Origin of the sequence: Pseudomonas sp. HN8-3, from assembly GCF_020790195.1 — a bacterium.
GTDB lineage: Bacteria > Pseudomonadota > Gammaproteobacteria > Pseudomonadales > Pseudomonadaceae > Aquipseudomonas > Aquipseudomonas synxantha_A.
Window position 1 is genome coordinate 1,050,464 of the sequence record NZ_CP086206.1, and the last position, 13,817, is coordinate 1,064,280.

Annotated in this window: 10 protein-coding genes; 4 read left to right on the forward strand and 6 right to left on the reverse strand. The window is 60.9% G+C overall.

Annotated elements, in window-relative coordinates; translation table 11 throughout:
- Window positions 1–10 precede the first annotated feature (10 nt).
- From ftsA to lpxC, 3 genes are all read left to right on the forward strand, one after another.
- Window positions 11–1,273 (forward strand): cell division protein FtsA, encoded by a 1,263-nt coding sequence (gene ftsA, locus LJX92_RS04690; RefSeq protein ID WP_003188682.1) that lies wholly within the window; start codon window positions 11–13, stop codon window positions 1,271–1,273.
- A gap of 75 nt (window positions 1,274–1,348) precedes the next feature.
- Window positions 1,349–2,554, forward strand: coding sequence for a cell division protein FtsZ (gene ftsZ, locus LJX92_RS04695; RefSeq protein ID WP_005784951.1), 1,206 nt, complete (start codon window positions 1,349–1,351; stop codon window positions 2,552–2,554).
- Between the two features lie 112 nt (window positions 2,555–2,666).
- Window positions 2,667–3,578 carry a UDP-3-O-acyl-N-acetylglucosamine deacetylase gene (gene lpxC, locus LJX92_RS04700; protein WP_003171886.1) on the forward strand — a complete coding sequence of 304 codons (912 nt, stop codon included), beginning with the start codon at window positions 2,667–2,669 and terminating at the stop codon, window positions 3,576–3,578.
- Between the two features lie 62 nt (window positions 3,579–3,640).
- Here the strand turns inward: lpxC and LJX92_RS04705 are convergent, their stop codons facing one another.
- The 6 genes from LJX92_RS04705 to LJX92_RS04730 form a co-directional block, all read right to left on the reverse strand.
- The gene (locus LJX92_RS04705) at window positions 3,641–5,125 is read right to left on the reverse strand and encodes a sensor domain-containing diguanylate cyclase (RefSeq protein ID WP_103734617.1); all 1,485 of its coding nucleotides are present in this window, start codon (window positions 5,123–5,125) and stop codon (window positions 3,641–3,643) included.
- A gap of 105 nt (window positions 5,126–5,230) precedes the next feature.
- Window positions 5,231–6,553 (reverse strand): OprD family porin, encoded by a 1,323-nt coding sequence (locus LJX92_RS04710; protein WP_032877718.1) that lies wholly within the window; start codon window positions 6,551–6,553, stop codon window positions 5,231–5,233.
- Between the two features lie 382 nt (window positions 6,554–6,935).
- Window positions 6,936–8,300: a heavy metal sensor histidine kinase gene (locus LJX92_RS04715; protein WP_148853472.1), complete on the reverse strand. Its 1,365-nt coding sequence runs from the start codon at window positions 8,298–8,300 to the stop codon at window positions 6,936–6,938.
- Entirely contained in the window at window positions 8,290–8,967 is a 678-nt protein-coding gene (locus LJX92_RS04720; RefSeq protein WP_005784958.1) for a heavy metal response regulator transcription factor, read from the reverse strand. Before LJX92_RS04720 ends, LJX92_RS04715 begins: the two co-directional genes overlap by 11 nt.
- A 7-nt stretch (window positions 8,968–8,974) precedes the next feature.
- Window positions 8,975–12,070: a multidrug efflux RND transporter permease subunit gene (locus tag LJX92_RS04725; protein WP_228309356.1), complete on the reverse strand. Its 3,096-nt coding sequence runs from the start codon at window positions 12,068–12,070 to the stop codon at window positions 8,975–8,977.
- Entirely contained in the window at window positions 12,067–13,233 is a 1,167-nt protein-coding gene (locus LJX92_RS04730) for an efflux RND transporter periplasmic adaptor subunit (protein ID WP_228309357.1), read from the reverse strand. The genes LJX92_RS04725 and LJX92_RS04730 overlap by 4 nt, the downstream gene beginning before the upstream one ends.
- Before the next feature lie 193 nt (window positions 13,234–13,426).
- Here LJX92_RS04730 and LJX92_RS04735 point away from each other — a divergent pair, with 193 nt between their 5' ends.
- A complete protein-coding gene (locus LJX92_RS04735; RefSeq protein WP_005784964.1) occupies window positions 13,427–13,660 on the forward strand; it encodes a hypothetical protein in 234 nt (77 codons plus the stop codon).
- Window positions 13,661–13,817 lie beyond the last annotated feature (157 nt).

Consider the following 13,817-nt stretch of genomic DNA (forward strand, 5'->3'; position numbering starts at 1 on the left):
GGCAGGACCCATGGCAAACGTGCAAAGCGGCAAAATGATCGTCGGTCTCGATATCGGCACCTCCAAGGTGGTGGCGCTGGTGGGCGAGGTTGGGGAAGACGGCGCGATCGAAATCGTCGGTATTGGCACGCATCCGTCCCGGGGCCTGAAGAAGGGCGTGGTGGTGAACATCGAGTCCACCGTGCAATCGATCCAGCGCGCCATCGAAGAAGCGCAGCTGATGGCCGGTTGCCGGATTCACTCGGCGTTCGTCGGCGTGGCCGGCAACCATATCCGCAGCCTGAATTCCCATGGCATCGTGGCGATCCGCGACCGTGAAGTCAGCTCGGCCGACCTTGAGCGCGTCCTCGACGCCGCCCAGGCCGTGGCGATCCCGGCTGACCAGCGCGTGCTGCACACCCTGCCGCAGGACTACGTGATCGATAACCAGGAAGGCGTGCGCGAGCCCCTGGGCATGTCGGGCGTACGTCTGGAAGCCAAGGTCCACGTGGTGACCTGCGCCGTCAACGCCGCACAGAACATTGAAAAATGCGTGCGCCGTTGCGGCCTGGAAATCGACGACATCATTCTCGAGCAGTTGGCTTCGGCCTACTCGGTACTCACCGACGACGAAAAAGAGCTGGGCGTGTGCCTGGTGGACATCGGCGGCGGCACCACCGACATCGCGATCTTCACCGAGGGTGCGATCCGTCACACCGCGGTGATCCCGATTGCCGGCGACCAGGTCACCAACGACATCGCCATGGCGTTGCGTACACCGACCCAGTACGCCGAAGAAATCAAGATCCGCTACGCCTGCGCCCTGGCCAAACTGGCCGGTGCCGGCGAGACCATCAAGGTGCCAAGCGTGGGCGACCGTCCACCGCGCGAACTGTCGCGCCAGGCTCTGGCCGAAGTGGTCGAGCCGCGCTACGACGAACTGTTCACCCTGATCCAGGCCGAACTGCGTCGCAGCGGCTACGAAGATTTGATCCCGGCCGGCATCGTGCTGACCGGTGGCACCTCGAAAATGGAAGGCGCGGTCGAACTGGCCGAAGAGATCTTCCACATGCCTGTGCGCCTGGGCGTGCCCCATGGCGTGAAAGGCCTGGGCGACGTCGTGCGCAACCCGATTTATTCCACCGGTGTGGGCTTGCTGTTGTACGGGCTGCAAAAGCAGACCGATGGCATTTCCTTGTCGGGCCCGAGCATCCGCGACAGCTACCGCAGTGACGACGAAGCCAAAGCGCCGTTGTTCGAGCGGTTGCAGGCTTGGGTCAAAGGCAATTTCTAAAGATTTACCGCGACACCGCAGCACCCGCAGTAAGCAGTAGGCGAAAAAACTAGAGAAAACGAAAGGAGAGGGAACATGTTTGAACTCGTAGACAACATCCCCGCTAGCCCGGTTATCAAAGTAATCGGTGTCGGCGGTGGCGGCGGCAACGCTGTCAACCACATGGTCAAGAGCAACATTGAAGGCGTTGAATTCATCTGCGCCAACACTGATGCCCAGGCGCTGAAAAGCATCGGCGCGCGGACCATCCTGCAATTGGGCACAGCGGTGACCAAGGGCCTCGGCGCTGGCGCCAATCCGGAAGTCGGCCGTCAAGCCGCTCTGGAAGACCGCGAGCGTATTGCCGAAGTGCTGCAAGGCACCAACATGGTGTTCATCACCACCGGCATGGGCGGCGGTACCGGTACCGGTGCTGCTCCGATCATTGCCGAAGTAGCCAAGGAAATGGGGATTCTGACCGTTGCGGTCGTGACGCGTCCGTTCCCGTTCGAAGGCCGCAAGCGCATGCAGATCGCCGACGAAGGTATCCGTCTGCTGTCTGAAAGCGTCGACTCGTTGATCACTATCCCCAACGAGAAACTGCTGACCATCCTGGGCAAGGACGCAAGCCTGCTGTCTGCGTTCGCCAAGGCTGACGATGTACTGGCCGGTGCCGTTCGCGGTATCTCCGACATCATCAAGCGTCCGGGCATGATCAACGTCGACTTTGCCGACGTTCGTACCGTCATGAGCGAAATGGGCATGGCGATGATGGGCACTGGCTGCGCCAGCGGTCCTAACCGTGCACGCGAAGCGACCGAAGCGGCCATCCGCAACCCGTTGCTCGAAGACGTGAACCTGCAAGGTGCACGCGGCATCCTGGTGAACATCACCGCAGGTCCCGACCTGTCCCTGGGTGAGTACTCCGACGTGGGTAGCATCATCGAAGCCTTCGCGTCCGAGCACGCCATGGTCAAGGTGGGTACCGTTATCGATCCGGATATGCGTGATGAACTGCATGTAACCGTGGTTGCGACCGGCCTGGGTGCGAAAATCGAGAAGCCTGTAAAGGTCATCGACAACACCCTGCACAACAGCCAGGTCAGCCAGGCTAATCAGGCAGCGGCCGCTGCAGCACCTGCTCGCCAGGAACTGCCGTCGGTGAACTACCGTGATCTGGACCGTCCGACCGTGATGCGCAACCAGGCCCAGGCCGGTGCTGCTGCATCCCGTAGCCTGAATCCGCAAGATGATCTGGACTACCTGGACATCCCGGCATTCCTGCGTCGTCAGGCCGATTAATGGAATGTATCAGGGCTATGAAGGTGATTGGTGTTCAGCAAAGGTCTGGTCTGTTATTATCGCCAGCCTTTGTTGATACCAGTTCGCAATTTGCGCTGAAGCGGTCCAAGCCATGATTAAACAACGCACCCTGAAGAATATTATCCGTGCCACAGGTGTAGGTCTGCACTCCGGGGAGAAGGTATACCTGACCCTCAAGCCCGCACCTGTCGACACCGGCATCGTGTTTGTTCGTGCCGACCTGGACCCTGTGGTGCAGATTCCTGCTCGCGCGGAAAACGTTGGCGAAACCACGATGTCGACCACTCTGGTCAACGGTGACGTCAAAGTGGACACGGTGGAGCACTTGCTCTCTGCCATGGCTGGCCTGGGCATCGATAACGCCTACGTCGAGCTCTCCGCGTCCGAAGTCCCGATCATGGATGGCAGCGCTGGACCCTTCGTATTCTTGATTCAATCTGCCGGCCTGGAAGAACAGGACGCAGCCAAGAAGTTCATTCGCATTCTGCGGGAAGTGACAGTAGAAGACGGCGACAAGCGCGCCACCTTCGTCCCGTTCGAAGGCTTTAAAGTGAGCTTTGAGATCGATTTCGATCACCCGGTATTCCGTGACCGCACCCAAAGTGCAAGCGTGGATTTTTCCAGCACTTCGTTCGTAAAAGAAGTCAGCCGCGCCCGTACCTTTGGTTTCATGAGTGACATCGAGTACCTGCGCAAGCACAACCTCGCACTCGGCGGCAGCGTTGAAAACGCCATTGTGGTCGACGCGGATGGTGTACTGAACGAAGACGGCCTTCGCTACGAAGACGAATTCGTGAAGCACAAGATCCTCGATGCAATCGGTGACCTCTACCTGCTGGGCAATAGCCTGATAGGCGAGTTCAAAGGCTTCAAGTCGGGCCACGCCCTTAACAACCAGCTGCTGCGCAAGTTGATTGAGCAGACAGACGCTTGGGAAGTCGTGACCTTCGAAGATGCCAGCACCGCACCGATCTCTTACATGCGTCCCGTTGCGGCGGTGTAAGTAACAACTCTCTTTCTTTAGTTTTTAAAGGCTGCCTTCGGGTGGCCTTTTTTTATGGCGTTTTATATGGGAAGGGTTGCCGCATCCACAATGCGGTTACGCCCACTGTGCTTGGCCTCATACAACGCTTGGTCAGCCTTGAGCAGCAAGTCCTCAAGGGTGATACGGCTGTGCTTGTGCCAAGTACTCATGCCGATGCTCACCGTGATCGGCTGATCATCCCCGGCCACCTGCGGCAAATGCTGAACGCTCTGGCGGATACGCTCGGCGATCACCCAGGCGCCCTTGGCGTCGGTATGGGGCAGCACCGCGGCGAACTCTTCACCGCCATAACGCGCGGCCAGGTCGGCCGGGCGACGGATAGTGCTGTTGATTACCTGCGCGACTGCCCGCAACGCATCATCCCCACCCTGATGGCCGTGGCGGTCGTTGAAGGCCTTGAAGTGGTCCACGTCGATCATCAGCACAGTCAGCGGCTCGGTTGAGCGCTGCGCACGGTCCCATTCCATACGCAAACGCTCGTCCAGAGTACGACGGTTGGCCAGGCCGGTGAGGGCGTCGGTGGCTGCCAGTTCTGACAGCACTTGCTCAGCACGATGGCGACGGCGCAATTCCATGCACAGCGCCCAGGTCAGCCACAACAGACCCACGCATAACACCCCCGTCGCAAGGCTGACCAGCCACGCTGCGCGCCGCCAGGGCGCGAACACTTCATCACTGGAAAGGGCCACCGCAACGATCAATGGCAAATTGCCCACATTCGAGAAACTGTAAAGGCGTGCCTGATGGTCGACACTGGAGATGCTTTGGAAACTGCCGTCCCGTTCACGCAGCATACGTGCGACGTTGGGGCGTTGGCTCAGGTCCTTATTGATGATATCCGCTTCCAGCAAAGGCTCTTGCGCCAGCAGGATGCCTTGGTGGTTGAGCAGGTTGATCGTGCTGTTGCTGCCGATATTCAGGCTGGTGAACAGCTGGTGGAAGTACGACAGGCGCATGGACGCGACGGCGACTCCCAGGAAGCGCCCGTCCGGTGACGAAACGCGGCGGCTGAACGCGATGCGCCATTGGTCATCGCACACACAGCGGGCCATGAACGGACGGCTGATGTACAACCCCACGTCCGGATTCTGGCGGTGAACCTGAAAATAGTCCCGATCAGCGAAGTTGCCGGGCTTGATCGTGAGCAGTGACGAGTCGGCAATCACCTCGCCGGTGGGATCCAGCAACAGGACATCGCCCTTGTATGGCGCGGCGGCGGAGCGGTCGAACAGCACCAACTGACGGATACTCGCGGATACATCCTGCAGGTCAGTACGTTCGGTAGCGGTGATCAAACCCTTGAGGCCCACATCGTAGAGTTCGACATTGCGCAACACGTCGGCGTCGATCAATTGGGTGATGGTATTGGCGGTGCGCTTGGCCGTCTGCAAGGTATTGGCGTGTTCACGAATCAGCAGCGCCGTGACGACTCCCACGATCAGCAACACTGTCAGCGTGCTGCCCAGAATAAGCAGGCGCTCAGGGCGGGTAAGGCTTGGGCTCATCGGACGCACTTCTGCTTTGAGGATGCCAATAGCTTAGTAGCAACTCTGGAATAGGTCGCAGAACCCAAATGTGGGAGCAATCCCCCTCCCACATTTGGAACGTTGTCAGAAGATGTTGATGGGGTAATCCACAATCACACGGTACTCATCCACATCCCGATCCACTGCCGAGTAGCCATTGCTTCCTCGATTAGTCGCCCATTGCAGGCGCACGGCCAGGTCCTTGGCCTTGCCACCCTGCACCACATATTTCACGTCGATATCCCGTTCCCAATGCTTGGCGTCCTTGCCGTCGGCGCTGTACCAACTGCTGTAGCCACGACTGTTGGGGTCGACCTTGGTCAGGTCGGTCTTGCCGCTGATGTAGGACACGGCAGACGTCAGCCCCGGCACGCCGAGGCCGGCGAAGTCGTAGGCGTACTTGAGCTTCCAGGAGCGCTCGTTGGGGCCGTTGAAGTCCGAGTACTGCTGGGAGTTGTCCAGGTACACGCTGTCGCCCTGGGTGATGTAGTCGAACGGCGTGTTGCCGTTGACCCGCTGATAGGTGGCCGTGACGCTGTGGTTGCCCACGCCTACAGTGAAATGCAGGCTGTAGGTGTTGTTGTCGATATCACCCAGCAGCGATTGGCCGGTGTCCTGGGTGTGGTAGTAGTGCAGGCCGGGGGTCAGGCTGACCAGATCATTGAGGGCGTAGGTATATTCGAGGTCGTAGTAGTACTGGTGCCATACGTCCTTGAGTTCGGAGGCGTACAGGTTGCTGGTCAACCCGGCAATGCCGCTGAACGACACGCCGGCCCAGTCCAGGTGCTGGCTGTCGGCATTGGCCGGCAATGCACCGTAGCTGGTGCCGATGCGCCGATGGCCGCTCTGGTTGTAGAGCTTGGTAAAGCTGGCCTGGCCGCCTTCGATCATCCAGCCGTCAAAGCTGTGGTTGGTCAGGCTTACACCCCGGAACGTCTGCGGCAACATGCGCGTCATGCCGCCGGCGATCACCGGGTTGTTGAGGAACAGGTCGCCGGCTTTCAGTTCGGTATCGAAGGCACGCATTTTCAAGGTGCCGCCGGCGGTGGAAAACGAACCCGGTGCCTTGCCGTTGCCGCTGCCGTAGGGAAGGATGCTGGAGCCATCAGTGCCGCCGCCGCCGTCGAGCTTCAGGCCGAGCATGGCGTTGACGTCCAGGCCAAAGCCGACGGTGCCCTGGGTGTAGCCGGACTCGAAAGTGCCGATAAAGCCCTGGCCCCATTCCTTGCTGTCATCGGTATGGATGTCGCGACGGTCGCGGTTCATGTAGTAGTTGCGGGTGTTGACCGTGAGGTGCGAACCCTCGACGAAGCCTTCGTCGGGCGGGGCGTCCGCCGCGTGGGCAAGGGGGATGATCGTTGCTGCGATTGCGAGGAATAACGGGGTGAACGTCAGCGAGTTCTTCACCGGTGGAGCTCCTTTGGTCAATCATGAACGGCCAGTGTCGTGGGGTGTGCCCGGCCTTTTTTCACGGCAAAAAAAAGCCGCTGAAGTCAGCGGCTTTAAGACAGATTCCCAGTGTAGAGCCCTGGAAATAAGTCGAGGGAAATTCGGGTAAGCGGGTCAGCTGCCTTTGCCGTCGCGCTCATCGATGCGTCAAAGTAACGCAGGCGAGCGGTGCGATACAGAGTGTAACAAGATAATAACTATTGCCCAAATCGCAACAGTGTGGGCGATAGGATCTTCTGTGGGAGCTGGCTTGCCTGCGATGCAGACACCTCGGTATGCCAGGCGCACCGGGGTGATGCTATCGCAGGCAAGCCAGCTCCCACATTTTTGACCGAGTTGTTTAGACCGGAAGGGTGATACCAAAGGTATTGCCACCGCCTTCGCTGCGCACAAACACATCCCCGCCATGCATCAACGCAATCGCCTTGACGATCGCCAGCCCCAGCCCGTGATTGGCCCCGCTGTTGCTGCGTGATGCATCCACCCGGTAGAAACGTTCGAACAGGCGTGGCAAGTGTTCGCTGGCGATCGCCTCGCCCGGGTTGGTCACGCCGATCGCTACCTGTTGCCCCTGCACCTGGATGTGCACGTTGATAACCTGTCCGGGCGCGGTATGTTGCACGGCATTGCTCAGCAGGTTGATCAGCGCACGCCGCAGGTGGGCCTTTTCGATATGCACCCGGGCGTCGCCGTGCACCCGCACCCGCACCTGAGCGTCTTCGAGGATGAAGTCCAGATAGTCGAGGGTGGTGGCCACTTCATCGGCCAGTGAGCATTCGATCAGCTTGGTGGCTTTGCTGCCCTGGTCGGCGCTGGCGAGGAACAGCATGTCGTTGATGATCGAGCGCAGCCGTTCCAGCTCTTCCAGGTTCGATTGCAACACCTCGAAATAGTGCTCGGCCGAACGCCCGCGGGTCAGTGCGACTTGGGTCTGGCCGATCAGGTTGGTCAGCGGCGAGCGCAGTTCATGGGCCACGTCGGCGTTGAACGATTCCAGGCGCGAGTAGGCTTGTTCCACGCGGTCGAGAGTGGCATTGAACGAATTGACGAACAGGCTCAACTCCGGCGGCAGCGGTGACAATTGCAAGCGCCCCGAGAGTTTGGGCGGGGCGAGTTTGCGCGCTTCGTCGGAGAGCTTTTCCAGTGGCTTCAAGCCGATGCGCGCAACCCAGAAACCCAGCAGCGCGGCCATGACCACACCCACCATTGCCAGGCTGATCAACGCCACCAGCAAATGATGCTGGGTGGCGCGGAAGTTTTCGGTGTCGATGGCGATCATAAAGCGCAACGCCGGGCGCTGGTCCTTGGCCGCAAACTGGCTGACCAGCACCTTGAACGGATAAGCGTGGCCGGGCAGGCGCAGGTCGCGCTTGCCCGTCGGGCCCTGTGCAAAGGCGCGGATTTGCGCGTCCGGCTCGCCATATTCATAGCTCGGGTCGCTGCTGACCACCCAGAATCGAATGCGCTTGTCTTCTTCGCCCAGCAGCTTGAGCTTGGACTTTATCTTGACCCAATGCTCCGGCGTGCCGAAGCGGTTCACCGACGATTCCAGCACGCTGTAGCGCGCATCCAGTTCGGCGCCCGGCAACAACCCCAGGCCGCGATCCACCTGCTGGTACAGCGCGCCGCCGATCAACACGAAGATCAGCAGCGCCACCAGGGTAAACATGCCGCTCAGGCGCAGGGCGATGGAGTTAGCCGACACTGCGGTTCTCCAGCACATAGCCCATGCCACGAATGGTGTGCAGCAGCTTGTGTTCGAACGGCCCGTCGAGCTTGGCGCGCAGGCGCTTGATCGCCACTTCCACCACGTTGGCATCGCTGTCGAAATTGATGTCCCAGACCATCTCGGCAATCGCGGTCTTGGACAGGATTTCTCCCTGGCGACGCGCCAACACGCTGAGCAGCGAGAACTCCTTGGCGGTCAGGTCCAGGCGTACACCGTTGCGACTGGCCTTGCGGCTGATCAAGTCGATCCACAGGTCGGCGACGGTTACCTGCACCGGCTCATGGCCGCCGCTGCGGCGGGTGAGGGCTTGCAGGCGCGCCACCAGCTCAAGAAACGAAAACGGCTTGCCCAGGTAATCATCGGCGCCCTCACGCAGGCCGCGAATGCGGTCCTCCACGCGCTCGCGGGCGGTGAGCATGATCACCGGCGTCTGCTTGCGGGCGCGCAACGCCCGCAATACGCCAAAGCCGTCCAGGCCGGGGAGCATCACGTCGAGCACGATCACCGCGTACTCATTCTCCAGCGCCAGGTGCAGGCCCTCGACGCCTTCGCGTGCCACATCGACGGTGTAGCCTTGCTCTGTCAGGCCACGGTGCAGGTAGTCTGCGGTTTTCTCTTCATCTTCAATAATCAGGACGCGCATGACCGCCTCAGTGTGTGGTCGCCAGCGCCAGCGCTGGTTTGGGCCTGTGGAAAGTCCGTTCAAGGTACAAGTATATGACCGGAGTCGTGAACAGCGTCAGCGCCTGGCTCACCAGCAAGCCTCCCACCACCGCAATGCCCAGCGGTTGACGCAGTTCCGCCCCCGGGCCCGAGCCCAACATCAAGGGCACCGCGCCGAGCAGAGCGGCGAGGGTGGTCATGATGATCGGTCGGAACCGCGTGACGCAGGCTTCATAAATTGCATCCTCCGGCGTCAGCCCGCGCATGCGCTGGGCCTCCAGTGCAAAGTCGATCATCAAAATGCCGTTTTTCTTGACGATGCCGATCAGCAACACCAGGCCGATCAAGGCCATGATCGAAAAGTCCTGGCCCAGCAGCCACAGCATGATCAGCGCCCCCAGGCCCGCCGAGGGCAGGGTGGAAATGATCGTCAGCGGGTGCACGAAACTCTCGTACAGCACACCCAGGATGATGTACACCGCCACCAGCGCTGCGAGGATCAGCCACGGTTGGCTGGCCAGCGAACTCTGGAACGCCTGGGCCGCGCCCTGGAAGTTGCCGATGAGGGTGCTCGGCATACCGATGTCGCTCTTGGCCTGGTCGAGCATGATCACCGCGTCGCCCAGGGCCACGCCGGGCGCCAGGTTGAACGACAGGTTGGCGGCGGGGAACATGCCGTCATGGCTGATGGACAACGGCCCCACGCTGGGCGGCTCGACCCTGGCCAGTGCCGACAGCGGCACCATTTCGTTGGTCAGCGGCGAGCGCAGGTAAAAGTAGTTGAGGCTTTCGGCCTTGCCGCGTTGCTGGCTGCCCAGTTCGAGTATCACCTGGTACTGGTTGATCTCGGTCTGAAACTCGTTGATCTGGCGCTGGCCGAAGGCGTCGTACAGCGCCTGGTCGACATCGGTGGCGGTCAGGCCGAAGCGGGCCGCGGCCTGGCGGTCGATGTTGATGTGGGTAATGCTGCCGCCCAGTTGCAGGTCGTTGGACAGGTCACGAAACGCCGGGTTGCTGCGCAGTTTCTCGGTGAGGCGTTGGGTCCAGGTGTTGAGCGTCGGGCCGTCGTTGCTCTTGAGCACGTATTGGTACTGGGCGCGGCTGGGGCCGGAGCTCAAGTTGATGTCCTGGCCGGCGCGCAGGTACAGCACGATACCGGGCACCTTCGCCAGCTGCGGGCGCAGGCGGTCGATGAACTGGCTGGCGGACACGTCGCGATCACCGCGATCTTTCAAGGCAATCCAGAAGCGCCCGTTGGCGATGGTCTGGTTGCTGCCGGTGACGCCCACCGAGTGGGAAAACGCCTGCACCGCCGGGTCGGCCTTGACGATGTCCGCCAGGGCCTTGTGCTTGGCGACCATGTCTTTGTAGGACACATCGGCCGCCGCCTCGCTGGTGCCGAGCACGAAACCGGTGTCCTGCACCGGGAAGAAACCCTTGGGGATAAACACATAACCGACCACGGCCAGGGCCAGGGTCACCACGAAGATCGCCGCCATGCTGCGTTGGTGCGCCAGTGCCCGGCGCAGATTGCGTGCGTAGCCGGCCAGCAGGCGCTCGCTGAAGGAGGGTTTGGCGTGGGCAGGATGGCTCGGTGCGCGCATGAACAAGGCGGCCAGGGTAGGCGCCAATGTCAGCGAAACCACCACCGAAATCAGGATGGTCGAAGTGGCCGTCAGCGCGAATTCCTTGAACAACCGCCCGACCACACCGCCCATGAACAGCAGCGGAATAAACGCCGCCACCAGCGAGAAGCTGATGGACACCACGGTAAAGCCGATTTCGCCGGAGCCTTTGATCGCCGCTTCGCGCTGGCCCAGGCCGGCCTCCAGGTGCCGATGGATGTTCTCCACCACCACAATCGCATCGTCCACCACAAAGCCCACGGCGATCACGATAGCGACCAGGGTCAGGTTGTTCAGGCTGAACCCCATCACGTACATCAGGGCAAAACTGGCCACCAGCGATACACCCAGCACGGCCGACACTATCAGTGTCGCCGAGAGCTGGCGCAAAAACAGCGCCATCACCGCCACCACCAGCAGGATGGCGATCAGCAGGGTCATTTCCACTTCATGCAGGGAGGCGCGGATGGTCTTGGTGCGGTCGGTCAATACGCTGACCTGCACCGAGGCCGGCAACATGCCTTGCAGGCGCGGCAGTTCGGCCTGGATGCGGTCGACGGTTTCGACGATGTTGGCGCCGGGCTGACGCGAAATCACCAGGTTGACCCCTGGCGTATCGCCGGACCAGGCTTGCACGTAGGCGTTTTCCGAACCATTGATGACGTTGGCGATATCGCGCAGTTGCACCGGTGCGCCGTCTTTGTAGGAAACGATTAACTGGCCGTAGTCTTCGGGGTGAAACAGCTGGTCGTTGGTCGACAGAGTCGAGACGCTGTTCTCGCCATAGATCGCGCCCTTGGCCAAGTTGAGGCTCGACTGCTGAATGGCCAGGCGTATGTCGGCGAGGGTCAGCCCGATGGCCGCGAGTTTGTCGGGGGAGGCCTGCACGCGAATCGCCGGGCGTTGCTGGCCGGTGATGTTGATCTGGCCGACGCCGTCGATCTGGCTGATCTGGCGCGCCAGCAGGGTTTCCACATAATCACTCAGCTCGGTGCTGGGCATGCTGCCTGAACTGACGCTGAGGATCAGTACCGGGCTGTCCGCCGGGTTGACCTTTCTCCAGGTCGGCAAGTTCGGCATATCGCTGGGCAGCTTGCCGGAGGCGGTGTTGATCGCGGCCTGGACTTCCTGGGCGGCGGTGTCGATGCTTTTTTCCAGAGTGAACTGCAACGTCAAAAGGCTTGAGCCCAAGGCGCTGCTGGAGGTCATCTGGGTCACGCCGGGGATGGCACTGAATTGCACTTCCAGGGGCGTGGCCACTGATGAGGCCATGGTGTCCGGGCTGGCACCGGGCAGTTGCGCGGTGACCTGGATCGTCGGAAATTCCGCTTCCGGCAACGGGGCGATGGACAGGCGTGGGAAGGCGATGACCCCCAGCAGTACCAAGGCAAACGTCAACAACAGGGTGGCGACCGGGTGATCAACGCACCAGGCCGAGGGCGAAAGGCTGCCGCTCATGGTTGCACCGTGGCGTCAGCGGTCTGGATCACCTGTGGTGGCTCCTTGAGTACTTCCACCTGGGCGCCGGCCTTGAGCCGCGACTGACCGTCGCTGACCAGCACGTCCCCAGCCTGCACGCCTTTGATGATGTTGATCTCGCTGTCCTGATAGGCAACCTGTACCGGCACCACTTCTGCTTTATCACCGTTCACCCGGTACACGAAGTGCGAGTCCAGCCCACGCTGTACTACGGTCGGTGGTACCACTAGAACATGCTTGTCGAGGGCCGTCTGGATCTTGATGGTCACCAGTTGCCCCGGCCACAGCTTTTGCGCAGGGTTGTTGAACTCGGCCTTGGCCCGCAGGGTGCCAGTGGTGGAGCTGATCTGGTTGTCGATCAGGCTCAGGTGGCCTTCGCCGAGCAGGTGGCCGGTGTCGCCGTCGGTATTGGCGCCCAGGTAGGCGTCGACGCTGGCCGGGGTTGGCGCCGCGATCAGACCCTGCAGGGTCGGCAGCATCTGCTGCGGCAGGGAGAACTCAACGGCGATCGGGTCGAGCTGGGTGACGGAGAACAACCCCTGGGTGTCGCTCATGCGCAGGAAATTACCTTCATCCACACTGCGAATGCCCACGCGACCACTGACGGGGGAGCGAATCTGGGTGTAGGAAAGTTGTACCTGAGCAGCATCAATCGCAGCCTGATTGCCTTGCACGGTGGCCCTGAGCTGGTTCACCAATGCCTGCTGCTGGTCATAGGTCTGCTTTGATACGCCGTCGTCAATGCTCAGTGCCTTGTAGCGTTTGAGGTTGACCAGTGCCACTTGCAACTGCGCCTGGCTTTCACCCAGTTGCGCCTTGGCCTGGTCGAGGCTGGCGCGGATCGAGCGGTCATCGAGGGTCGCCAGCAGGTCACCGGCCTTCACCGACTGACCTTCTTTGACCAGCAATCGGGTGAGGATGCCGTCGATCTGCGGGCGAATCACCACATTGTGCAACGACAGCACCGAGCCGATGCCGCTGACAAACCGCGGAACATCTTGTTGCGTCACGCTCACCACCCGCACGGGAATGGCGGTAGGCGCCGCCAGCCGTGCTTTGACCGGCCGGGTCAATGCCCAGGCTGCGACAGCTAGTATCAGGAGGGCTCCCACTATCAGGGCCATGTTTCGTTTGATCTGCATAGGAGGGCGCCGGCGCAAACTGCACGTTGGAGTTTGGAAAGCTGCTTTATAGCGCTGTTTCACCGTCAGCACGGTGACGGCAAACTGACAGCCGTGACAGTTAGGCTGTGTGAGCCTGTCGCTTGAAGTTACTGCTGGCAGCCTCGGCCCCGTATACTCGCGTTTTTACACCTATAGCTGTGCCGGAGCCCCTATGACTTCCCCCACCCAACCCCCTGTTGAAGCGGCCGACCTCGTTGATTCGGCCACCGCCGACAGTGCTGAAAAAGCCGAGATCCCGGCGTTCAAGTTCCCCTTCAAGCCGGGTGAGCTGGCAGGCGCCAAAAACGCCAGCCAGCCCTGGTACAAAGGCGGCGCCAAGAACGGCCATACCAAGACCCCAGGCATGGCACCCCCAGGCACGCGCCGTTCGATGGGTAAACGTTAAGGCTAAATCGAAGCTCGCGTTATAGGCTGTTGCCTACGTCGCCTGTCGATATTTCTACTTGTAGGTCCGCGGTCGATTCTTGAAAGCTTGCACAGCGTTTGCTTCGTCTCGATGACGCTCCATCGGGACGAGTGAGTAAGCTTTCCGGAAAAGGACG

Excerpts from the sequence above, each read along its gene's own strand:
- ftsA (WP_003188682.1), top strand. The coding sequence starts at position 11 with ATGGCAAACGTGCAAAGCGGCAAAATGATCGTCGGTCTCGATATCGGC.
- ftsZ (WP_005784951.1), top strand. The coding sequence starts at position 1,349 with ATGTTTGAACTCGTAGACAACATCCCCGCTAGCCCGGTTATCAAAGTA.
- lpxC (WP_003171886.1), top strand. The coding sequence starts at position 2,667 with ATGATTAAACAACGCACCCTGAAGAATATTATCCGTGCCACAGGTGTA.
- LJX92_RS04705 (WP_103734617.1), bottom strand. The coding sequence starts at position 5,125 with ATGAGCCCAAGCCTTACCCGCCCTGAGCGCCTGCTTATTCTGGGCAGC.
- LJX92_RS04720 (WP_005784958.1), bottom strand. The coding sequence starts at position 8,967 with ATGCGCGTCCTGATTATTGAAGATGAAGAGAAAACCGCAGACTACCTG.
- LJX92_RS04725 (WP_228309356.1), bottom strand. The coding sequence starts at position 12,070 with ATGAGCGGCAGCCTTTCGCCCTCGGCCTGGTGCGTTGATCACCCGGTC.
- LJX92_RS04730 (WP_228309357.1), bottom strand. The coding sequence starts at position 13,233 with ATGCAGATCAAACGAAACATGGCCCTGATAGTGGGAGCCCTCCTGATA.
- LJX92_RS04735 (WP_005784964.1), top strand. The coding sequence starts at position 13,427 with ATGACTTCCCCCACCCAACCCCCTGTTGAAGCGGCCGACCTCGTTGAT.